Here is a 23343-nt window from a genome sequence, read left to right as displayed (position 1 = left end):
TTTTTAAAAAATGAAGAGGAGGAATGATATGAGTAATCGGAGTCCTTGGTTTTGGTTGTTCCTGAGTCCTGTGGTTTTAAGTCTTTTATTGGTGGTTGTTGTTCCCTTTGTTTACGGATTCCTTTTTTCTTTTACGGATTGGAATGGTCTTGTAGCGAATTCTTTCGTAGGCTTCCAAAACTATGTACAGTTGTTCCAGGAGGCTGAGTTTTTAAATTCGATTTGGTTTACAGTCAAGTTCGCAGTCGTCACCGTCCTTTTATTAAATGCCATGGGGTTGGGGTTGGGGTTGGCGTTATTAGTCACGAGAAGCATCCGCTCCAATAACTGGCTTCGAACGATCTTCTTCATGCCGAACTTGATTGGGGGGTTGATTTTAGGTTTCATCTGGCAGTTTATTTTCATTAATGTCTTTTCTGATATCGGAAATAGAATTGGATCGGAAGCTTTACAAGGATGGCTGTCTACAACGAGTACAGGATTTTGGGGGCTTGTCATCTTAACCGCTTGGCAAATGGCGGGCTATATCATGATTATTTATATTGCTTATCTTGAGAATATTCCTAAAGAGTTAATTGAAGCGGCTAAGATCGATGGAGCGAGCAGTGTCCAGCGGTTCAAAAATATCACTTTTCCATTGGTTGCACCAGCTTTTACTGTAAGTATGTTTTTAACGTTATCGATGGGTTTCAAAATTTACGATCAAAACCTTTCTTTAACGAATGGAGGACCTTTCAATTCGACCCAGATGGTGGCGATGGAGATCGTAAGGACGGCTTTTTCTGATAATGAAATGGCCTATGCGCAAGCGAAAGCTGTCATTTTCTTCTTGATTGTAGCTGTCATTGCATTGACGCAGGTATTTTACAACAAGAAACGAGAGGTGGAAATGTAAATGCGGAGAAATAAAGAGCGTCGGAACTTATTAGGTCTGGAAGTGTTCGGAATCGTCCTTGGTTTGATTTGGCTGGCTCCTTTTTATTTGATGATCGTCAATGCATTCAAGACGAAAAGAGAAATTTTCAGTGGTGTATTGGGCCTGCCCGAAACGTTGAACATCGGTAATTTCATTCAAGCTTTTGAGGAGCTCACCTTCCTGAAGTCTTTGTTCAATTCAATACTGATTTCAACGTTGAGTATAGCAATTATCATTTTATTTTCCTCCATGGCGGCCTATGCGTTAAACCGGAACAAAAGTAAGTTAAGTGGAGTATTCTTCTTTGTTTTCGTAGCCGCTATGTTAATTCCTTTCCAGTCCGTGATGATCCCTTTGATTTCCATGTTTGGTTCCGTGAATATGTTGAATGCTCCTGGGCTTATTTTCATGTACCTCGGTTTTGGGTGCAGCTTGTCCATATTCTTGTACCACGGGGCTTTAACGGGAATCCCGAAAGCGTTGGATGAAGCGGCGATTATTGATGGGGCGAATCGATTCCAATTGTTCTGGTATGTCATTTTCCCGTTACTGAAACCGATATCAGTAACCGTCGCCATTTTGAATGTCATATGGATTTGGAATGATTATTTGTTACCTTCTCTTGTCCTTGGAGAAGCGAATGCTACGATTCCGTTGAAGATGTTCTATTTCTTCGGACAGTACACCAAGCAGTGGCATTTAGCTTTGGCAGGACTTAGTATAGCGGTCATTCCGGTCATCATCTTTTACTTTTTTGCACAAAAACAAATCATCAACGGTGTTTCTGAAGGAGCTGTTAAGTAGATTTAGAGGGGGAGAAGGATGGAAAAACAATGGTGGAAAGAAGCAGTTGTGTATCAAGTATATCCAAGAAGTTTTAAGGATGCGGATGGAGATGGAATAGGAGATTTGCTGGGTGTTCAAAGCAAGTTGGATTACTTACAAGATTTAGGGATTGATGTGATTTGGCTATCCCCTGTGTACGAATCTCCCAATGATGATAACGGCTATGATATCAGCGACTATCAAAAGATCATGGATGAGTTCGGTACAATGAGAGACTTTGATGAGCTTTTGCGTGACGTCCATAACAGAGGGATGAAGCTGATTATGGATTTAGTGATCAACCATACATCAGATGAGCATCCATGGTTTAAAGAGTCCAAGTCTTCTAAAGAAAACCCTTATCGAGATTATTATATTTGGCACCCAGGTAAAGATGGGAAGGAACCCAATAACTGGGCATCCATTTTCGAAGGTTCAATTTGGGAATACGATGAGAAGACAGAAGAATATTACATGCATGTGTTTTCCAAAAAACAACCTGATTTGAATTGGGAAAACCCAAAGGTTCGTCAAGAGTTGTATAACATGGTGAACTGGTGGTTGGACAAGGGGATTGACGGCTTTCGAATTGACGCCATTTCCCATATTAAGAAAGTACCTGGGTACCCTGATCTTCCTGAAATCGAAGGACACACGTTTGTTCCTTCGCATGAGGGTCACCGAAATAGGGAAGGCATCCAAACCTTCCTGGATGAACTCGTGGAGGAGACTTTCTCTAACTATGACATCATGACAGTTGGAGAAGCAAATGGGGTAAGCGTAGAAGAAGCGGATCAGTGGGTTGGTGAAAAAGGTGGGAAGTTCAATATGATTTTCCAGTTCGAGCATGTTGGACTTTGGGAGAGAAGCAAGGAAAAGGTGGACATCCATGAATTAAAAGAAATCTTCACTAAATGGCAAACCTCTTTGAACAGGAAAGGATGGAATGCTCTGTTCTTGGAAAATCACGATCTTCCAAGAACCGTTTCCATCCTTGGAGACCATGGCCCGTATCGAGTGGAATCAAGTAAATGTCTGGCTACTCTTTACTTCTTTATGCAAGGAACCCCTTTCATTTATCAAGGTCAGGAAATCGGGATGACGAATGTCCAGTTCCCATCCATAGAAGATTATGATGACGTAGCCATAAAAAATTTTTATAAGAAGGAGACGGAAAAAGGCGTACCTCATGAAGAAGTGATGTCCGTTATATGGAGAACAGGTAGGGATAATTCCCGGACGCCTATGCAATGGTCTGCCGAAGATTCAGCTGGATTTACTACAGGGCACCCTTGGTTAAAAGTGAACCCGAATTTTAGAGAAATCAATGTTGCTGAGGAGCAAAATAATAGTGGTTCAATTTTTTGTTATTATAAAAAAATGATTCAAATCCGGAAGCAGGAAAAGGCACTTATTTATGGAGACTTTGCGCTTTTTTTAGAGCAACATGATCAGATTTTCAGTTATATTCGTTCGGGTGAAGAAGGGAAGTATCTGATTTTAGCTAATTTATCATCTGAAAGGGCATTTTTTGACTGTCCGGTTGAGTTATCAACGAACCGTGTGCTTTTGTGTAATTACGCTGACCCATTTGAACGGTCACTTTTACAACCGTTTGAGGCGAGGGTGTGTAAGATTGAGTAAGGGTTAGAGGAATTTTCATAGTGAACAAAAGAGGCTCTTCCATTAAATTGGGTGGGCCTTTTTAATGGGAAAGAAGAAAGTCAGGGATGTTTCTTTCAACAGCTCTCAGTAGAAATCACGACTTTACCCAGCAGTGGCCGTCTAACCTAGGATTCGCTTAGAACTTCCACCGTTCGGTTACACTAACTCGTAGTGGAACATGTTATGATTAGAACTTGAAAGTTTTTCTGAAATTGCTGTAGTGTGAAGGCTATAGTTTGGAGGTTTATAAATGGATAATAATGACATTCTGATTCGATTAAGGTACGCCCTTGATATCAAAGACCAAGATATGATTGAAATATTCAAGCTTGGCGGAGTCGAACTTACAAAAGAAGAAGTTCAAAAGGTCCTCACTAAGTCAGAAGATAGTTATGATGCGGAAGATGATGATGTTTACGAAGATGAAGACCACATCAAATGCACCAACAGCATGTTGGAGTCCTTTTTGAATGGATTCATCACGTTCAAGCGAGGGCCGCAGCCGTCGAAGCCAGGACAGCCGAATAAGCCAGATCGATCCATCAAAAATTATTCCAGTGTCAATAACGTCATGCTGAAAAAGGTGAAAATTGCGTTGAAGCTGACAAATGAAGATGTGATCGAAATCTTGGATGCTGCGGACGTGAAAATCACTAAAGGGGAATTAAGTGGATTATTGAGAAAAGAAGGTCATAAAAATTATAGGCAGTTCGGTGATCAATATGCCAGGAATTTCTTAAAGGGACTAACGATCAAATATAGAGGTTGAAAAAAGAGGTCAAACCATTCGCTGGTTCGACCTCTTTTTTTTAGAATCAAAAATTGAAGAATTAAAATGTGCGTACATAAACAGGATCGATGGTACTTGATAGCGGATACTTCACCCGGAATTTGCGGTTAATGGCATGAATCAATGCATGCTTTGCTTCTTCAGAGGCAAGTTCACCTTCATGTATGTCTTCATGGTTTATCTTAACTTCAAAATCGATCTGGTGGTGCTTATAATGGATTTTTCCAGATACGACCATGGACGCAACCTCCTTATGTAATGATCTTTTAAAGGAATGTTCCTGAATAGCTAGCAGTTACAAGCAAGCCAATGATATATTCCCTGCGTGAACTGCCCTTAAACGTCACCCCTAAATCATGAAAATGCAATGGGTTGAACAATGAATAGAATCTGGAGTAAGCTGAAAAGAAGGAAGAGGCTTTCCTTTCTTATTCTCTCTTTAATCAAGGGTTCATGGGAGATCAAAAAAGTAACAATGGGTTGAGGAGTTTATTTATGAAGCAGATGGTAAGAGTATTACTGATCGTAATCGGGAGTATATCATTGGTCCTGGGTGTGCTGGGAATCGTCCTTCCCCTCGTTCCAACCACTCCCTTTTTACTATTAACAGGAGCTTGTTACGTGCGGAGTTCCGATCGTTTGTACAACTGGCTCATGTCGAATAAGTGGTTTGGGTCTTATATTAAAAACTATAAAGCTGGGCGTGGGATTCCTGTCCGGGCAAAGGTATCACTACTCATCATGATTTGGTTTTCTTTCCTGTTTTCAGCTTTTTATATCACATCATATCCATTGTTGAGAGCGGGTTTCGTCTTTGGCGGGTTTTTCTTCACGTTCCTCATCCTTAGAACAAAGACTTATCAGCCCGAAAATGATCAACTATAACATACACTCTGCATAACGATGAACGATAAAAAGCGGGTCCTCTCCGTAGAATGGAGAGGATCCGCTTCTTTTACTTTTTATATTGATCAATGGTTTGCTGCAGCTTGCGGGCAACAGTCTCTAAAGAACCGTTCAGCTCCCGGTCAGTGAATGTCACGTTCGCACGGCTTTCGTCCATTTCTAATGCTTCGGCAAACAATCCTCCAAGTCCACGCGCCCGGCGGTCGACTTCGAGCATGACATCAATACGGTCTTCATGTACGAAGAAGATGGCCTCGAGTTCATCCAAATAGGAACGATATTCTCCGCCTGGGGCGAATTCGAATTCCTGTACATATCCGTAGCGCTTGGAGTATTCCATTTCGACTTTCCTTAAATGAAAACCCAGGTGGCTTTCTAAGGCTTCCAACACTTGGGAGATGTATGGATGTGGTGCGATTTTAATTGGATCACGATCCTCCGGGTCGAGAGCCATCGGGATATCGAGGCCTGTTTCGAACCAGATTGGAAGCCTTCCATGTGAAGCGGGGACGTGATAAGGAAGCTGGATGGAGAATGGAATTTCTTTCGTTTCCCCTTCCTTAATGGTCTCCTGATTCGCAATCGGATACTTTTGCAAGGCCACTTTGTCTTTCACTTTCTTGTCATCCACTTCACGAATGGCCTCGGTCATGAGGAAGATATGGATGGAGTCGATGGATTGTTCAACGTCTCCCCCCTGGATGACCACTTTTCCGTGGACGGTTTCTCCTGGGATGAATTGGTCTTTTTCTAATTGTGTATCTACTTTGGCGGCGCCTACGCCTACACTGGCTAATAATTTTTTGAACATGCGGATCTCCTCCTTTTCTTGATTATACGAACTAAAAGAAGGAAAAGGTTCAACTTTTTAATAATGAAAATCTTTATATGAATCGTTAAGCTGCGAATCAATGTTTGGTTGAACGATGTCTTTCGGCCGTGCGCGAACGCGTCTCTTTTGTATGTGGTGTGGAATCTTCAGGTGAATGGCCGGTATACGATTTTTCTTTCACTATATCTGTTTTATTTTGATGGTCATGTTCTCTCGAGACTGAATCATGACGTGTAGAGCGTTCATCTTTTTCCGAAAGAGAATCATGAGGAGTGGAGTGGTCATGGTTTTGGTAATGGTTCGGGTACATGGATGAGTTTTCCGTTTTGTTGGATAGGAATGTACGATAAACTTTGTCTTGTAATTTTTCGGTCGCTTCAACGATGACAATGATTTTCCCATCTTTCAAATGGTTTTCGTACTGATGTGCCTCTCTCTCAGACATGCCTGCACCAACAAGCGCCCCTACGATCCCACCGCCACCAGCGCCTACTCCAGCACCCGTAAGCGCAGCAGCAATGGGACCTGCGGCAGCAATCTGGCCGATTCCAGGAATAGCAAGAAGACCTAATCCTGCAATTAATCCACCAATACCACCTAACGCCCCTCCGGAAAGTGCCCCGAGTCCTGCTCCTTTACCAGCGTTCTTGCTTCGGCCGCTTTTATTGGATGTGACTGTTGTATCCATTTCCTCCTCCAACACGTTCACCTTACTTTTGTCCCTTGCAAAAACAGATATGTCGTTTGAGCCATATCCGTGATGCTGCAAATCCGTAATCGCTTTCTCTGCATGGCCGACTTTTGAAAAAACACCGCCTATGATTCTTCTATCCATGTTAAGCTCCTCCTTTATATTTCTGTTAGTACGTTCATACCCTCTCCGGCCACCTGTAACCATTATCTGGTTAAAATAGTCTCTTAGTTGGGCTTTTGAAAAAAAGGAGACCCTTTATGTAACATTCATTTTTGCTTCAGTCGGTTTTCTTTCTTTTGGTTGGGGTAACATTTAAGGTAGGAATAAGAATCAATCCATGGAGAGATATAGAAAGGATGAAGAAAATGAAGGTACTCGTTGTAGGTGCAAATGGTCAAGTGGGCAAACATCTCGTCAAATTCATTCAGGAAACGGATGGGATGGAAGCGAAAGCGATGATCCGCAAAGAAGAACAGGCTTCTTATTTCAAGGAGCTCGGGGCGGAAACAGTCCTGGTAGATCTTGAAGATGATACAAACACAATAGCGGAAGCTTATAATGATGTGGATGCCGTTGTATTCACGGCTGGGTCCGGACCAAACACTGGAGCTGATAAAACCGTTCTGATCGATTTGGATGCTGCAGTAAAAACGATAGAAGCAGCCAAACAAAAAAATGTGAACCGCTACGTCATGATCAGTTCGTTTGATACGACACGTGAAGCCATTCAAGGCGCTCCTTCGTCATTCGCACCCTATGTCGCAGCGAAACACTACGCGGACGATTGGCTGAGAAGAACGGATCTGGACTATACAATCATTCATCCTGGTATGCTCACCAATGATGAAGGCCGTGGACAAATTGAGGCTGCTGAAACAGTGGAAAGAGGGGAAATTCCGCGAGAAGATGTGGCTCGCGTGATCTTGGCTACGTTAGAGAATGAGACAACTATCGGAAAAGAGTTCCAGGTCGTAGGTGGAGAAAAACCAGTAAAAGACGCAATTGCTTCGTTAACATAAGGAATGGAAGAAAGGAAGACGGTTGGTACGCCGGATGGACTTAGCAAGGTGTTTATGATGTAGAAAAAGCGACAGCCTCAAGGGCTGTCGCTTTAACTTGCATTATGACGTTGTCACAGGCTTAATGTTCATGTTTTTGTTGAAGAAGTTATCAGGGTCATACTTGCTCTTAATTTCCTGCAGACGATCAAAGTTCTCTCCAAAGGCTGCTTTGATGCGTTCTTCTTCTCCTTGGGAAAGGTAATTGGAATACACTCCGCCTGTGGAGTAAGTGGTCATTTTGTTATGGAATTCCCTTGTCCATGAGATGCACGCTGCATCATCCTTCGGTTCCATCCAGCCGGTACTAATCCCTAGATTATACATGGCATCACGGTGCGGGTAGGCGGTTTCTGATTTACCTACACGGTTGATGGCACCGCCCATCGGCTCGATGAAAACGGCAGTAAATGCGCCAGGAGCTTTGGAGGAGTAGTCTAATATTGTATCGAGAGCATCATCAGGAATCGCCTCTAAGTATTGAGATTTCCAGTAATAACGCCCTCCATCCGGACTCGCCGCATCAAAGCTGGACTGTAAAAATTTATAAGGCATGGGTTGGACCATCTTAAGCATCGGCTGCCCGAAGTTCTCTAATGGCTTCATCAGCCGCTTCCCTTTTTCAAGATCTCCGGTATAACAGCCCACAATCGCAAGTGCCGGCTTGCTGTGGTACTGTTCAGGAAATGGTGCTGCTGGTGGAGTTTTGATGACCATGGCATTAAGCGTGAGTTGGTCTGGTGCTTCATCCATCACTTGGCGGTACATCTGGAGTACTTCTTTTCCTTGTTCGATCGGGTAAAAAAACTGTCCTGTCATTACTTCGGGGCCAACTTCATGCAGTTTGAATTCGAAAGAAGTAACGATCCCGAAATTGCCTCCGCCACCACGGAGGGCCCATAATAAGTCAGAGTTCTCTGTTTCGCTTGCGTGGATGACATTCCCTTCAGCTGTAACGACGTCCGCGCTCATCAAGTTATCCGCACTAAGTCCGTAAGAGCGACCTAAATAACCGATGCCTCCACCGAGAGTCAATCCGCCAACACCAGTGACAGACACCATCCCTGCGGTGGTTGCAAGGCCGAATGCCTGGGTTTCATGATCCATGTCGCCAAGCTTTGCTCCGCCTTCTACACGGACACGTTTGGCCTTTGAATCGACCCGGACAGCGTTCATTAGTGAAAGATCAATCATGAGTCCATGATCACAGATGGCCTTTCCTGCAACCCCATGGCCGCCACCTTTGACGGAAATCTCCAATCCTTCTTCACTGGCAAAATTCACCGCACTGACAACATCAGCTGTTCCTTCGCATCGAGCAATCAAAGCTGGTTTGCGGTCAATGATTCCATTCCAAATCGTCCGAACTTCATCATAATTCGAATCCTCTGGCAGTACCACATGACCTCGCATCTTTTCCGAGAAAGATTCCACTTTGGATTGTTCTAACATGCTTCTCCTCCTTATATATTTATGGGCTTAAGGACTTCTGACACCCCCAAGTATACCCATCACTTTTTATAATTTCAATTTATTCTTAAAAATTACAATATTTAGATAAAATAGACATTTTACTCTGTTCATAGGAGTTTCTAATGAATTTTATTTCCTGAAGTAGAAAATGAAGGAGTCCTTAAAAGAAATATAGGGAACATACTGTTAGGTGCATCATAGGTTCAAATACGGGTATCGTATGATGATAGGCTTTATATTTCATAGATAAGTAGTGATATACATTTTTCGGAAATAAATGATCCGTGTTTAATAATAAAAATTGTGAACCAAAGACGAAGGGAAGGGGTACGACTGATGACTTCTGTAATTGAAACAGATGTACTGATTATCGGAGCAGGACCGGCTGGGTTGATGGCTGCCAATGAATTGCAAAAACGGGGGATGAATTATATCTGCTTGGAGCAGAGGGCTAGTCCGTCAGAGCTTTCGAAAGCTCTTGGTATCCAGGCGAGGACGCTTGAAATGTTTGAACTTCTAGGTGTTCATCAGGAATTTTTGAATAAAGGCTATCCTGGGCCTGGTTCCAAGTTGCATCTCGGAGGAGAGAATCCCTCTGTAGTGGAACTTTATCATATCGATAGTCAATATCCCTATCTACTTATTATTCCTCAGAGTGAGACCGAGAGCATATTGGAAGATCACCTTTCCTCATTAGGAGGGAGAGTCAACAGAGAACAAGAAGTTGTGGAAGTGATGGAAACGGATGAGGGTGTGTATGTTACTGCAAAACATAATGGGGAGCTTAAGAGGTATGTTGCCAAATACCTTCTTGCTTGTGACGGTGCTCATAGCAAAGTTCGCCAGGATTTGAATGTTCCTTTTGAAGGGGAGGATGAAGGGTACACGTTTTTCCTTGGTGACGTTGATGTTCCAGGGCTGAAGGAAATTTATATTAATATGCATCTGAATGACCGGGGAGCTGTCGCTTTCTTTCCATATAAAGACGGCAGTTACCGTGTCGTTGGTATGAATCGAGCCAAACAAGGGCTTCCTCACAAAGAAGAATTGTCTTTAGAGGATTTGCAGGAGAATTTGAACACGGTATTGTCGGTGTCTTATCAAGTAGAGAATCCAAAATGGCTCTCCTACTTTGGGACTGCCCATCGGCAGGTGCCCAACTACAGGAAGGGGAATGTGTTCTTCGTTGGGGATGCGGCGCATATTCATAACCCGATTGGTGGGCAGGGGATGAATCTTGGTTTGCAGGATGCAGCGAACATCGTCTGGAAGATGGATCTCGTGCTTAAAGGTTTTGCGGATGATTCTTTCCTCGACAGCTACCATCATGAACGAGCACCAATCGGATTGGATGTACTGAAAGAAACCTCCCGCATGCTTAAAATCATCGACCTTCAAGGTGCCCAAGGGAAAATACGGAACTGGGCGGGTAAAGCGGCCTTGACGCAGGACTGGGTTCAAAAGAAGATCGCTAATCACCTTTCCAATATATATAACGAATACGAAGAAACCTCCAAAAACAAATCCTTACAAGACTCCTCTCTTTCTAAGGAAGCCATACGAGCAGGCGAACGTGTCCCGGACCATCTTTTATTCTTTGATGGTTCCAACGATAGAAGTGTATATCCTTTGATCCGGAAATATGGATACGTTTTCTTCCTTTATATAGATGCACAAGATGAGTCATTCATTGATGAGGCCTATGCTTTTGCCGAAAAGGTCGACGAAAAATATGAAGGACTTATCAAGGTTTTCCTCGTTGCTAAAGGAGGAGCGGTGAGGACGGAAGGTGGCGAGCTTCCGATCATTTACGATGTGCACAGGCATTTGGGCAATAAGCTTGGAATGGACAAAGGGCATACTCTTCTAATCCGTCCTGATGGTCATGTAGCTTTTCATGAGTCACCTGCACACCTTGAAAAAACACTGGAAACCGTCATACAATTCTTTAGTTAAGTTGTGAAAAAAACCGTCTGCACAGGCGGTTTTTTCATGTTTATAAAGGGAAAGGCGCGCTTAGAATTTTTTTACAATTCAAATAATGAATGGTAGGATATACGAGAATACATCGAGGAGTCTTTATACCTAATCGTGCACCTTTCAGTTTATATTTTCAGGAGGAGAGTCTGATGTCTTTGTCCTATATATTCCGTGAGATGCTCCGGCCGTTCTATTTGTTGGTGGGCATATTCCTGGTAAGTATTTCTCCCATGTTCACTTCTGTTTCTGGTCTGCAATGGCCTGGTTTCCAAGCCATTGGGGAGGTCTTACAGAAAATTATGAGTCCAGGATCTTTGATTTACACCAATCCAACATCGGGAGTAGAACGCGATTTGTTTCCTATTATATTCAAGCCTTTTTGGAGCTCAATGTCTGTCATTGGGATCGCACTGATCGTTTCCTTGACTTCGGCGCTGTTTCTGAGCATTCTGTTAAGGTTCGTTTCAGGGAGATTGTATAAAGGGATCATGTCCATCGCTTCGATTTTCCAAACGATCCCCGATGTTGTCTACGTGCTGGTTTCACAAATGTTTCTCGTTTGGGTGTACATACAAACAGGCGTGAAGTTTGCTAAGTTTACAGGAACAGGTACAGAGGAAGCCTTATTGCTTCCTGGGGTGGTCCTATCCCTCCTGCCTTTCATCTACTTCTTAAAAACCATTCTTGCTATGATAAAGGATGAAGAAGGAGAACCTTATGTGGATTTAGCGGCAAGCAAAGGGCTGCATAAGCTAAGGATTGTTTGTGTACATATGCTCAGGAATTTATTGGTTCGTCTCGCTTATCAAAGTAAATTCATCATCAGTTTAATGATCAGTAACCTGCTGATCGTCGAATATCTGTTCAATAACTTCGGAATGACTGTCTTTTTACTGAATTACACTCAGCCTCCTGTGTTTTTTGTTACGGCGATTTTATTCTTTTTTCCCATCTATGTAGGGTTGAAAATGATAGAGGGGCTGCTTTACCTTATGACCCAGCAGGAGGTATCTCTCTAAATGAAGCATATCTGGAAAGAGCCGACGTTCTTGTTAGGTTTTGTGTTTATCGCGGTGATGCTCATTGGCAGCTTCGCTCATGCTCTTTTCTTTGATTCCATGATACCGAAGACCCCGTTTACCTATGATGAGAATGGACAATTGGAAGGGGCTCCGCCCTTTGCCCCGTTTGATCATTCAATCTTAGGAACGGATATGGCGGGAAACCACTTGTTTTTCTATATTTTAATGGGGGCTAAGTACACCATTCTAGGGACTTTGGCGGTAGCCCTTCTCAGTTTTGGTCTAGCGTTTGTCATCGGGATCCCTTTAGGATTCGTACAAAAAATCAAGTTCTTTCAAGGATTTGAGCAAGTGATTTCTGTCATGTATTTTATTCCGGCTTCTTTGATTGCCTATAAATTTCTTAAGCCGTTGATGATTGAACCTTATGATGGTTTTCCTACGACTTTAGCTTTTCGTATTACGGTTGAGGTTATAGTTTTAGCTCTATTACTCGTACCGCCCGCAGCCATCTTAATGGCTAATGAAACGAGTGAAGTTTTGAAAAAAGAATATGTAACCTCCAGTCGTGTGCTTGGGGGAAGAGGGTGGCATCTTTTCAGAAATCACTTGATTCCCCAATTGAAAGAGAGCTGGCTTCGTCTCTTATTGATGCAGGCCATTCAGGCTACGTTGATTCTTACCCATTTAGGGGTGTTTGAAATGTTCTTCGGAGGGACCCATGTCGTTTACGGCATCGTGGTTGAACCACCGTCGCCGATTACTTTTGATTGGGCTTCAATTATAGGCATGTACTACGACACGATCATGACGAATATGCCATGGCTGATCGGCGTGCCGCTCCTTTTTCTCGTCTTATTCGTATTATCATTAATTGGTATTACAAATGGAATTCAAAAAAGTTTACGCGCATCCAAGCCGGAAAAAGATCATTCATTCGAGGATATGGAGTTGAAGCAAGCAGATCCTAGTGATGAAAAGTGGTTTGAACTATTAAAAAGAAACGCGTAATAAATAGATTTATAAAAACTTATTAGGAAATCCTACCGACCATTTATCATTGTTGGTGGGATTTTTTGTCTGCTTTTTAACTTCTATGTAACGGTTATGTCATCTCTTTAAATGAGTTTAACAGTTCTATGATAATGGTATCTTTCTATCGAACATATGTTATGATAAGTTTCGTCGTCATTTACAATGATTTCAAGAAATGATAGTATACGAGACTTGATGATGGAAAAACTGATGAAAATAGATAAAGGTTAAATCAACGGAGGTTTGATCATGTTTTCAAAATTAAAAACGAAAATGAAAGACCCCGCGTTTAAGAAGAAAAGTATGATATATGCTGCAGTGATGGCCATCTTCTGGGCGAAGATGTATTTCATTCAAGGCGGTATTTTCACCCTTGATATTGAAAACGCCAATGAAGCGGCTATTCTAGCTTTTAACCCATTGAGCAGTATTTTCCTCTTATTCGGAGTGGGGATTATGCTGGCAGGTCGAAGAGGGATGCTTGCCACGTATATATTTGGATCCCTTCTATTATATGTAAACGTTCTGTTCTACAGGGAGTACAGTGATTTCCTGACCATCCCGATGTTAGGTCAAGCTGCGAACTTGGCAGGGATGGGTGGAAGTATCACTAAAATTCTATCTGTGACAGACATTTTCTTATTCGTCGATGTAGTGATTGCTGCGTTCCTACTTTTCTATTTGAAACCGGAACGCTTCCAAAGTTTTATGCCGAAAAGAAAAGAAGGCCTGATTTTGGCTGTCATTGCGATTCCTTTGTTTCTTGTGAACTTAGGCTGGGCGACAACGGAGCGTACACAACTGCTGGAGCGGGCATTTGACCGCAACATGCTCGTGAAGTATATCGGTGTGCTGAACTTTCACGCGTACGATATCGTCCTGCAGGGGCAGACAGAAGCGAAGAAGACGTTTGCCGATAGTAATGAATTGTCTCCAGTTTTGAACTATATCAATGAGCAAAAAACAGAGCCAAACAGTGAAATGACAGGCGTAGCTGAAGGGAAAAACGTCATTGCACTGTCCCTTGAAAGTACGCAGACTTTTGTTGTGGATAATACGGTGAACGGGGAAGAATTGACTCCGTATTTCAACGACCTGAAAGAAGAAGGGGCTTACTTCAGCAACTTCTACCACCAGGTCAAACAAGGCCGTACGTCCGATTCTGAGTTCTTACTTGATAATTCATTGTATGGACTGAATCGAGGAGCAGCTTTCTTCACTCACTCAGGAAACGAATATCAAGCGACTCCTGAAGTATTGGGTGAACAAGGATACTTCACCTCAACGATGCACGCCAATGATGAAACATTCTGGAACCGTAATGTCATGTACGATTCTCTCGGATATGATGAGTACTTCTCTAAGAAGGATTTTAACGTGACCGAAGAGAAGTCCTACGGCTGGGGTTACCTTGATGAGTATTTCTTCAGTGACTCCTTAGATAAGATGGAACAGTTGGAGCAGCCGTTCTACAATAAAATGATCTCGCTGACCAACCACCATCCGTTCACATTGCCTGAAGAAAAGAAATTCGTTGAAGAAGGAAATACGTCCAGTGAAACCTTGAACCGCTATTTCCAGACGATTCGCTACCAGGACGAGGCATTGAAGCAGTTCGTCGAAGAGTTCAAGAAATCCGAGCTTTATGATGATACGATTCTTGTAATCTATGGGGACCACTTCGGTATCTCTGAAAACCATAAGCAAGCGATGGGAGAGTACCTCGATAAAGACATCAATGATTACGAGCAGTTCCAATTGCAGCGTGTGCCTCTTCTTATTTTAGGAGAAGGCATCCAACCGCAGGAAAACGACACCGTTGGAGGGCAGATTGACTTACGTCCGACGCTTATGAATCTTTTAGGTGTCGAAGATGAGAACCCTGTTCAATTTGGTCAGGATCTCTTCAGTGAAAATCGTCGCGAAATGATGGTCACACGAGATGGAAACTTCGCCAATGAAAAGTATGTTGGTGTGAATGGAAACTGTTATGACAGAGAATCAGGTGAACCCGTAGAAGGTGAGTCTTGTGCACCTGGCTTCAAGCAGGCTGAAGAAGAGCTGGCCTTATCTGATTCCGTCGTGTACGGAGATTTGCTACGTTACCTCGATGAATTAGAAATGATTGAAGAAAAAGATTCTTCAAAGGATAAAAAGTAGATAAAAAGCTTGCAGAGAGACCTTTCATTTCTCTGCAAGCTTTTTTTTTACAGCACGGTTTTTTCACGTATATAAGCTTTCCAGTTTTCCATAATCTCCCCAGTTAATTAGCTAATCTTCGCAGAAATTTAAGAAGGAGTAGATGATTGTTAGGCGAATATGTAAGCGTAAAGGCTTTTAAGTGCTGAACAAAATCTATGAAAAGCAGGTGGGAATGATGGGAAGAGTTGTGCATTTTGAAGTTCATGTCGATGACATGGAACGAGCGAAGAAATTTTATGGAGAGGTCTTTGATTGGAAATTCGAAGACTGGAGTGAGTACGCAGGAATGCCTTATTTCGGAGTGGTGACAGGAGCAGAGGATCAGCTTGGGATCAACGGTGCTTTAATGCAGCGCAAAAGTGCACCGCCGGAATTGAATCAGGCGTTGAATGGCTTTGCCTGTACAATTGGAGTAGAAGACTATGATGCGATTGAAGCTATCATCCTTGATCATGGGGGCAAGGTCGCTTTGCCTAAATATGCACTGCCTGGTATGGCTTGGCAGGGGTACTACCTGGATACGGAAGGAAACATCTTTGGGGTGCACCAACCGGATGAAAATGCAAAATAACAAGGAAAGAACCCTTTAGCGAGGGTTCTTTTTAGGTGAGGATGAGAAGATTTCTAGTTAAATGTCTTTTTCCATCTTTACGTTTGTCGTTTTATAGGACAGGTTCTCGTACAATTTCCTTGCCACTGTGTTATGACCAAACACATGAAGGCCAATCTTCTGCACCCCGATTTTCCTGGCTTCCTCTTCTGCCATTCTCATTGCTTTCTTTCCATGTCCTTGACCTTGATGGTCATCTGAAACTCGGATGTCATAGATGAAGGCCTTGTCTGTGGATTGTTTACAAATCCACAAGGACCCTACATTTTCGCGCTCTTCATTAAGGATTGTATAAAGAAAATGATTGGCTGTATGTCTTCCATCAGGAAGCAATTCTGCATGGGTCGCTTTCGCTTTTTCAAGCGCTTCTTCCTCTGTCCAATTTCCCGCAGCCACTTTTTCCTTTGCATAAGCAACAATGGAAAAATCATTGTATTGCACAAATTCTTCTTCGGTCATTCTGCGTAAAGTCGTCATTTGATGAGCTCCTTTTTTAGTGATCCTTATTCATACGGTTAAGAATAAGAAAGGTTGCACCTCTATTCATGATCGTTTAAGGAAAGGGTAAGTTCTTCATTATAGAAGATACTATACATGAAATCATTATTCAGGAAGGTGTGTCAGATGGAATTAGTGGATATCTATCGTATTAAAACGTTTGTAGTTCCAGAATATGTGGATGCAGTGGTCCAGGGAATACTGAGCATTGATGATTTGAGAGTAGGGAATTACAAGAACGTGATGTGGCAGTCGAGGGATGGAATGGAGCAGTTTGTGCCAGGGGAAGAAGCCGTTCCTGCAGAAGGGAAGGCAGGAGAGAAAACGACTCTCACTTCGCTTCGGATCGAATTTTCTATTCCAAAGGATGAAGCCATATTAAGAAGGGTGATTGAGGAAGGGATTTATCCAAATCACCCGTGGGATGAACCCGTCATTCAAGTGTCGGAGGAAAGGGAGGCAAGAAAGCAGCATTAGCAGGCGGGCCTCTGTATGTTTACATATGTGGAGGCTTTTTTCATTAGTAAGAAAATGCATGGTTTGGATTTTCACTTAAGGTACTTTTCATAATGAGGCTTGCTTTTTCGTTTCATTGGAGGATTTGGAAAAGACATGTTCTCAAAAGGAGAAAGATACCGATTTGAAACCATCGAGGCATGGGAAGGACTCAGATAAAAACATAAAAAACTGCCAACATGATGTCATGCTGACAGCTTTTTGAGTTATTTGCTCAATCCTTCTTTGATTGTATTGATGTTGGACTCCATCATGGAAATGTACGTATCGCCTTCTTCGCCTGGTTCAGCTAAAGAATCAGTGAAAACGTCGCCCATGATTGGAACACCAGTTTCTTCAGATACGGCTTCCATGCTGCGCGCATCGATACTCGTCTCTAGGAATAATCCTGTGATTTGTTTTTCATTGATGATATCTACAATTCTTGTGATTTGTTCGGGGGTGCCTTGATTTTCCTGGTTGATTTCCCAGATGTATTCGGCTTGGAAACCGTAGGCCTCACTGAAGTACTTGAACGCCCCTTCACTTGTTACAAGTACACGTTCTTCTTCAGGGATTTGATTGAATTGTTCAACGGCCTTATCGTGCAATGCTTGCAGTTTGGCGATGTATTCCTCAGCATTCTCTTCATAGACTTCTTTGTTTTCAGGATCGACTTTAATGAGTCCATCTCTTGCATTTTCGGCATATTTGATTCCGTTTTGTACATCCAGCCATGCGTGAGGGTCTTCTTCTCCTTCATTTCCTTCTGATGTTAAGTACATAGCTTCTACATCATCGCTCATGAGGAAAACAGGGGCATCTTCGCCGTCTTTTCCTGCGGTCTCCATCAATTTGTCGAACCACGCGTTTCCTGCTTCAAGGTTTAAGCCGTTATAGAATACAGCATCCGCATCCGTAGTTTTTTTCACGTCTTCCGGCAGCGGGTCATACTCGTGAGGGTTGGATCCAATAGGTGCTAAGCTGTGTATGTCGACTAGATCACCGCCCACGTTTTTTACAATGTCATATACAATGGAGTACGTAGTAACGACTTGGACTTTTCCATCCTCTTGGTCCGTGTTTCCGTTCGCTTCCTCGCCACCGCAGGCTGCAAGAAGAAGCAGGCTGAATAGGGTAGCTGCTAACAATAAAAACTTTTTCTTAATCATGAAAATTCCTCCTCTTTTTTATCTAAATGAATGTTTATTAAACAAGAGACGCTTTTTTCTTTCTGACTTTCAACATCCTCCATAGCCATCCGTGTTTAGGTGAGAACAGAAAGGTAAGAATGAAGATCGCTGTTGCTGCCATGACAATCGTCGCTCCTGAAGCCAGGTTGTAGGTGAAACTGAAATAAAGGCCAATGACAGAAGATAGAATCCCTATTCCTGATGCAAGAAAAATCATCACCCATAAACGATCCGTCAAAAGGTAGGCAGCGGCAGCCGGGGTAATTAACATCGCAACAACTAAAACGATTCCTACGGTTTGTAAAGAAGCGACTGTCCCCATCGTAAGAAGGGTCATCAGGAAGTAATGAATCAGTCGTACGGGCAGTCCGTAAGCAGCTCCCATTGTTTCATCGAAGGAGGTGACCAGGAGTTCTTTATAAAAAAGGTACACCGCGGCCAGGATGACAACACCGATCCCGAGTGTGATCCACATATCAGAGGCTCTGACGGCGAGAACATTACCGAACAGTATATGGTAGAGGTCTGTGCTACTTTTCAACATGGTAATGATGATAATTCCTGCAGCGAAGGCTGCCGTGAACATAATACCGATGGATGTATCATGTTTGATTCTGCTGTTCTGGGTGACGAACCCGATGGCAATCGCTGTGATGACACCACTGAAAACGGCGCCAAAAAAGAAGTTGATCCCGAACATATAAGAAATAGCAACTCCAGGTAAGACGGCATGAGAGATGGCGTCCCCCATGAGGGCCATTCCTCTTAGAATGATGAAACAGCCGACCACTCCACAAATGACTCCGACCATGATCGACGTTAACAGCGCTTTTTGTAAGAATCCGTATTGCATTACAGCTTCAATAAAAGCCATGATTTACACTCCTATCTCTTTCATGAAAGCAAACTGTCCTTGGTAGGCTTTTTCGATGATTTCCGTCTGGAAGACTTCCTGGACGGAGCCGAATCCTATTAATTCTTTGTTTAAAAGAATGAGTTGGTTGAAATAATCGTTGGCTTTACTCAAATCGTGATGGACGACAATGACCGTCTTACCCTGCGAGCACAGTTCTTTTAAAATGCGGACAATCGTTTCTTCACTCGTTACGTCCACACCGACAAACGGCTCATCAAGGAAAAACAACTCGGCTTTTTGGGCAAGGGCCCTGGCTAAGAAGACACGTTGCTGTTGACCGCCGGATAATTCCCCGATTTGTCTTTTGCTGAATTCTTCCATGCCAACTCTTCGTAGACATTCCATGGCCCATTCTTTATCTTTCTTTTTTGGCCGCTTGAATAATTTCAAATTAGGATAGGTGCCAATCAGTACCGCATCAAGGACGGTGATCGGGAAATCCCAGTCGATATCATTCCGTTGAGGGACATAAGCGATTTTTTTCCTCACTTCTTTCACCGTTTTTCCAAGGATTCTAATTTCCCCTTTATCCCGTGGAATCAAGTTCAGCATGGCTTTTAAAAAAGTGGATTTCCCAGCGCCATTTGGACCAATAATTCCGACGAGATTTCCTGAATTCACGGTTAAGCTGACTTCTTTTACCGCTTCATTCCCATAGTAAGAAACGTGCAGATTTTTGATGGATAGAGCAGCATGCGCCATCTTTTCTCCTCCTTTATTATGAATCTCCCCATGATCAATGAGGTTTAGATATACTCATGGTTTTGTCGTAGTATCACAAAAATTTGTTTCGTTCATTTAATTTTCCTCAGTGCAACTTTTTGGGTAAAAAAATAGTCCTTTTACTATATGGGGGAACCCATGAAAAGTTGACAATAATTGAAGATCACTTAAAAAGTTTCCTTAGTGCAAAATATATAGGTGAAACCAATAAAAGTCAACCTTTATTAAAAAACGTTTTTAAAGTTTTGGCTTCGTGACTTAGGTGAGTGGTGGGAGGGAAAAGTTCAGAATCATTTCCCCCCATTCCCTGTGATCTCTCCATTATTGCTTTTTTCATAACCTTTATTTGGTTTGGATTAGAAAAGATAAGAGGAAAATATCAGGATTCAAGAGAAATCACTGCAGGGTCCATTTTATTGAAAATTTCAGGGGACTAGATGGGGGTGGAATGAATTCCTATAGCTTTTGCTTACTGGATGATATTTTGCGGTAAAGAGGGATTTTATTGTATGTGTGGTTAATCAGTACAACGATGGTTGTAAGAATGATGTCAGTGGGGAATTTCTTGGGAACCCTCGTAGTTAGTGTGTTTCTTATCCTGTTTGCGTCTTCTCCATTCATCTATATGAAAAAGAGCTGCTGAACCACTTAAGTTCAAGAGGGGGAAGGGGCTATTATAAAATCTTTGAATCACAATGATGAATGCCCTCAAACTCCCCTTTGGGTATCATTCCAAATAAGAAAAACCATAATTAATAAAGTGATTGATCATGACCGCCATTTCTCTCGGTGACTGATCCATATCTTTTTCGATCCAATCTTTGATGACGTGAATCGCGCCACTGATGACAAAGGAACTTAAATACTCCGACTCATGCTGATTCGCCACATGCTCGTCCATCCAATTGTTCCTCATGAAGCCCCGCGTCAGATCCATCATTCTTTTTTCAAAAGTCGGAGCCGCTTCTTTATTGAGTAAGGTCTGGAACATGAGTTTGTTTTCGATGACATATTCCAGGATTTTTTCAGTCATTTGAATGGATTCTTCTTCATGTTCGTAGTTATAGCTGTGCAGGTAGCGGTTCATATCTTCTGTGACTTCTTCTTCGATTTTGCTGAGCAGGTCGTAATGGTCAGAGTAATGGGTGTAGAAGGTCGAACGGTTGATATCAGCAAGCGCGCATAATTCCTTTACAGTAATATCCGAAATCGGCTTCTCCGCAAGCAGACTGATCAAACTTTCCTTTAGTACTTTCCTTGTATATTTTTTTCTGCGGTCGAGTTTTTCGTTCATAATTCCGGCCCCTTTTGTTACATTTATGTGACAATCCAACACAAAATAAAGTTATGTTGGGAAACTGACGATAGTTAAAGAACTGTTTGTTGAATATCCAACACGGTGTTAATAAAATGATAGAATGTATGAATGTCATTTGCAAGAGAGGTGAGGCCTTATTGGCTGGGCATCAAGAATAATTAAGCATAAGAAAAGCATTGTCATCATTTTTATGATTTTAACTCTTCTCAGTACGGTGGCGCAGTTCGGGGTATCGGTCAATTACAACATGGTCGATTATCTGCCGGAAAACTCTCCGTCCATGGAAGCGATGGAGTTGATGGAGGAAGAGTTTGATGAGCCGGTGGAAAATACCCGGGTCATGATCCAGGAGATCTCCGTCACCGAAGCCTTAAGTTATAAAGAAGACCTGCATTCAATCGAAGGTGTCACCAATGTGATGTGGCTCGATGATGTCATCGATTTGAAAGTCCCGCTGGAAATGGCAGACCCGGATACCGTCGAAACCTATTATCAGGATCGTTCGGCCCTTTTTTCTGTGACGATTCAAGAAGGCTACGAAGTGGAAGCGACCGATGCCATTTATGATTTGATCGGTGAAGAAAATGCAGTTGCAGGTGAAGCGGTCAATACGGCGGTTTCCCAGAAGATGGCGGGCAGTGAGTCGATGTATGCAGCAGCTTTACTTGTTCCGATTATTATCCTCATTTTGATTTTGTCTACGACATCTTGGATGGAGCCGGTCTTCTTTCTAACTGCGATTGGTGTTTCTGTCCTGATCAACTTGGGGACAAATATTTTCATTGGAGAAGTGTCGTTTGTTACGCAATCCGTCGCACCGATCCTGCAGCTCGCGGTATCGCTTGACTATGCGATCTTCCTACTGCACAGCTTTTCGGATTATCGAAAAGAAGTGTCCGATCCGAAAGAAGCGATGCTGCTTGCGATGAAACGGTCGTTTCCGGCGATCATTGCCAGTGCATCGACAACCTTCTTCGGGTTTACGGCTCTCACGTTCATGGACTTCGGCATCGGGGCAGACTTAGGTCTCAACCTGCTGAAAGGGATTTTACTGAGCTTCCTCAGTGTGATGATTTTCCTTCCAGCGCTTACGCTGATGTTCTACCACTGGATTGACCGTACCCAGCATCGTCCGTTTGTTCCAGATTTTAAAGGGATCGGCAGACGTGTCATGAAATTCCGCATTCCGAGTTTGATTTTTGTCATTCTGATCATCGTTCCTGCCTTTCTGGCGCAAAGTGAAACTTCATTTATTTATGGAACAGGCGAACACCCTGAAAATACCCGAGCAGGCCAGGATGCAAGAGCGATTCAGGAGGAGTTCGGAAAGAATATGCCGATGGTTTTGCTTGTACCTGAAGGGGATCGCGCCAAGGAGGAAGAGCTTGTACGGGAATTAGAAAGCCTTCCACTAGTTTCAAGTGTCATCTCTTACGTAAACATGGTCAGCCCTGCCATCCCTCCCGCTTATTTGGAAGAGTCGATCACGGAGTCGTTTTATTCAGAGAACTACGCACGGATAACTCTGTACACTGAAACGGATGCCGAGGGGGATAAAGCTTTTTCTCTCATAGAGAAAATTAAGCAAGTCACCGGGGAATATTATGATGAAACACATATGCTTGGTGAGAGTGTCACTTTGTTTGATATGAAAAACATCGTCCAGGACGACAACCGGCTCGTCAATATTCTGACGGTCGTGACCGTAGCGCTCGTGCTGCTGCTCACGTTCCGTTCGATTTCAATCCCTGTCGTTCTGCTTGTGACGATTCAGGCTTCCGTATGGATCAACTTATCATTCCCGTACTTTATGGATACGTCTCTGGTTTACGTAGGTTATCTGTTAATCAGTACCATCCAGCTCGCGGCGACGGTGGATTACGCCATTTTATTTACGGAAAACTATAATCATTTGAGAAAAGAAATGCCTGCGCTAAAAGCAATTAAGAAGACGATCGATGATAAGATCTTCGCGATTTTCGTATCAGCGGCCATATTGTCGAGTGTCGGATTCATTTTATGGATCACATCCTCCAATCCGATTGTATCTTCTATCGGGTTGTTGTTAGGCCGCGGAGCGTTGCTTGCTTTCCTTATGGTTGTGTTCGTACTTCCGGCCCTGCTCGTCATTTTTGATGGTGTGATTAAAAAAACGACTTGGAAAGCTAACTTTTATAAGGAGGAGAAGTGAG

At 42.8% G+C, this 23343-nt stretch carries 22 protein-coding genes; 13 read left to right on the top strand and 9 right to left on the bottom strand.

The window, feature by feature from the left end; genetic code table 11:
* The first annotated feature begins 28 nt into the window (after nt 1-28).
* From K2225_RS17575 to K2225_RS17560, 4 genes are all read left to right on the top strand, one after another.
* Nucleotides 29-895, top strand: coding sequence for a carbohydrate ABC transporter permease (locus K2225_RS17575; RefSeq protein ID WP_220585936.1), 867 nt, complete (start codon nt 29-31; stop codon nt 893-895).
* A complete protein-coding gene (locus tag K2225_RS17570; RefSeq protein WP_220585935.1) occupies nt 896-1720 on the top strand; it encodes a carbohydrate ABC transporter permease in 825 nt (274 codons plus the stop codon).
* A gap of 18 nt (nt 1721-1738) precedes the next feature.
* Entirely contained in the window at nt 1739-3385 is a 1647-nt protein-coding gene (locus K2225_RS17565) for an alpha-glucosidase (protein ID WP_220585934.1), read from the top strand.
* Between the two features lie 271 nt (nt 3386-3656).
* A complete protein-coding gene (locus K2225_RS17560; RefSeq protein WP_220585933.1) occupies nt 3657-4175 on the top strand; it encodes a YehS family protein in 519 nt (172 codons plus the stop codon).
* Nucleotides 4176-4236: 61 nt separating this feature from the next.
* Here K2225_RS17560 and K2225_RS17555 read toward each other — a convergent pair whose 3' ends face one another.
* The gene (locus K2225_RS17555; protein ID WP_220585932.1) at nt 4237-4434 is read right to left on the bottom strand and encodes a hypothetical protein; all 198 of its coding nucleotides are present in this window, start codon (nt 4432-4434) and stop codon (nt 4237-4239) included.
* Between the two features lie 257 nt (nt 4435-4691).
* Between K2225_RS17555 and K2225_RS17550 the strand changes: the two genes are divergently transcribed.
* Nucleotides 4692-5081 (top strand): YbaN family protein, encoded by a 390-nt coding sequence (locus K2225_RS17550; RefSeq protein WP_220585931.1) that lies wholly within the window; start codon nt 4692-4694, stop codon nt 5079-5081.
* Nucleotides 5082-5151: 70 nt separating this feature from the next.
* Here the strand turns inward: K2225_RS17550 and K2225_RS17545 are convergent, their stop codons facing one another.
* Nucleotides 5152-5913 carry a sporulation protein gene (locus tag K2225_RS17545; RefSeq protein WP_220585930.1) on the bottom strand — a complete coding sequence of 254 codons (762 nt, stop codon included), beginning with the start codon at nt 5911-5913 and terminating at the stop codon, nt 5152-5154.
* A gap of 97 nt (nt 5914-6010) precedes the next feature.
* Entirely contained in the window at nt 6011-6769 is a 759-nt protein-coding gene (locus K2225_RS17540) for a low temperature-induced protein (protein WP_220585929.1), read from the bottom strand.
* A gap of 224 nt (nt 6770-6993) precedes the next feature.
* On the opposite strand from K2225_RS17540, the gene K2225_RS17535 reads away from it, so the two are divergent.
* Nucleotides 6994-7647: an SDR family oxidoreductase gene (locus K2225_RS17535; RefSeq protein WP_220585928.1), complete on the top strand. Its 654-nt coding sequence runs from the start codon at nt 6994-6996 to the stop codon at nt 7645-7647.
* A 102-nt stretch (nt 7648-7749) separates the two neighbouring features.
* Here the strand turns inward: K2225_RS17535 and K2225_RS17530 are convergent, their stop codons facing one another.
* Entirely contained in the window at nt 7750-9138 is a 1389-nt protein-coding gene (locus tag K2225_RS17530; protein ID WP_220585927.1) for an FAD-binding oxidoreductase, read from the bottom strand.
* Nucleotides 9139-9495: 357 nt separating this feature from the next.
* Between K2225_RS17530 and K2225_RS17525 the strand changes: the two genes are divergently transcribed.
* From K2225_RS17525 to K2225_RS17505, 5 genes are all read left to right on the top strand, one after another.
* Nucleotides 9496-11115, top strand: coding sequence for an FAD-dependent monooxygenase (locus K2225_RS17525; protein ID WP_220585926.1), 1620 nt, complete (start codon nt 9496-9498; stop codon nt 11113-11115).
* Between the two features lie 173 nt (nt 11116-11288).
* Nucleotides 11289-12158: an ABC transporter permease subunit gene (locus K2225_RS17520; protein ID WP_220585925.1), complete on the top strand. Its 870-nt coding sequence runs from the start codon at nt 11289-11291 to the stop codon at nt 12156-12158.
* A complete protein-coding gene (locus tag K2225_RS17515) occupies nt 12159-13172 on the top strand; it encodes an ABC transporter permease (RefSeq protein WP_220585924.1) in 1014 nt (337 codons plus the stop codon).
* A 273-nt stretch (nt 13173-13445) separates the two neighbouring features.
* Nucleotides 13446-15356, top strand: coding sequence for an LTA synthase family protein (locus tag K2225_RS17510; protein ID WP_220585923.1), 1911 nt, complete (start codon nt 13446-13448; stop codon nt 15354-15356).
* A 217-nt stretch (nt 15357-15573) separates the two neighbouring features.
* Nucleotides 15574-15969, top strand: coding sequence for a VOC family protein (locus K2225_RS17505; RefSeq protein ID WP_220585922.1), 396 nt, complete (start codon nt 15574-15576; stop codon nt 15967-15969).
* 57 nt (nt 15970-16026) lie between these two features.
* Here K2225_RS17505 and K2225_RS17500 read toward each other — a convergent pair whose 3' ends face one another.
* The gene (locus K2225_RS17500) at nt 16027-16485 is read right to left on the bottom strand and encodes a GNAT family N-acetyltransferase (protein ID WP_220585921.1); all 459 of its coding nucleotides are present in this window, start codon (nt 16483-16485) and stop codon (nt 16027-16029) included.
* A gap of 147 nt (nt 16486-16632) precedes the next feature.
* Between K2225_RS17500 and K2225_RS17495 the strand changes: the two genes are divergently transcribed.
* A complete protein-coding gene (locus K2225_RS17495; RefSeq protein ID WP_220585920.1) occupies nt 16633-16983 on the top strand; it encodes a YqfO family protein in 351 nt (116 codons plus the stop codon).
* 245 nt (nt 16984-17228) lie between these two features.
* Here the strand turns inward: K2225_RS17495 and K2225_RS17490 are convergent, their stop codons facing one another.
* From K2225_RS17490 to K2225_RS17475, 4 genes are all read right to left on the bottom strand, one after another.
* Nucleotides 17229-18173, bottom strand: coding sequence for a metal ABC transporter substrate-binding protein (locus tag K2225_RS17490; protein WP_220585919.1), 945 nt, complete (start codon nt 18171-18173; stop codon nt 17229-17231).
* Nucleotides 18174-18210: 37 nt separating this feature from the next.
* Complete coding sequence (locus K2225_RS17485; RefSeq protein WP_220585918.1) at nt 18211-19068, bottom strand: metal ABC transporter permease; 858 nt, start codon at nt 19066-19068, stop codon at nt 18211-18213.
* Nucleotides 19069-19071: 3 nt separating this feature from the next.
* Nucleotides 19072-19812: a metal ABC transporter ATP-binding protein gene (locus tag K2225_RS17480; RefSeq protein ID WP_220585917.1), complete on the bottom strand. Its 741-nt coding sequence runs from the start codon at nt 19810-19812 to the stop codon at nt 19072-19074.
* A gap of 748 nt (nt 19813-20560) precedes the next feature.
* On the bottom strand, nt 20561-21127 hold the full coding sequence (locus K2225_RS17475; RefSeq protein WP_220585916.1) for a TetR/AcrR family transcriptional regulator: 567 nt from the start codon (nt 21125-21127) through the stop codon (nt 20561-20563).
* Nucleotides 21128-21341: 214 nt separating this feature from the next.
* On the opposite strand from K2225_RS17475, the gene K2225_RS17470 reads away from it, so the two are divergent.
* Nucleotides 21342-23342: an efflux RND transporter permease subunit gene (locus K2225_RS17470; protein WP_220585915.1), complete on the top strand. Its 2001-nt coding sequence runs from the start codon at nt 21342-21344 to the stop codon at nt 23340-23342.
* Nucleotide 23343 lies beyond the last annotated feature (1 nt).

The sequence above is a fragment of the Halobacillus sp. Nhm2S1 genome (assembly GCF_019599545.1).
GTDB lineage: Bacteria > Bacillota > Bacilli > Bacillales > Halobacillaceae > Halobacillus.
Note: the sequence above shows the minus strand (reverse complement) of the source record. Positions and strands in the feature narration are given on the sequence as shown.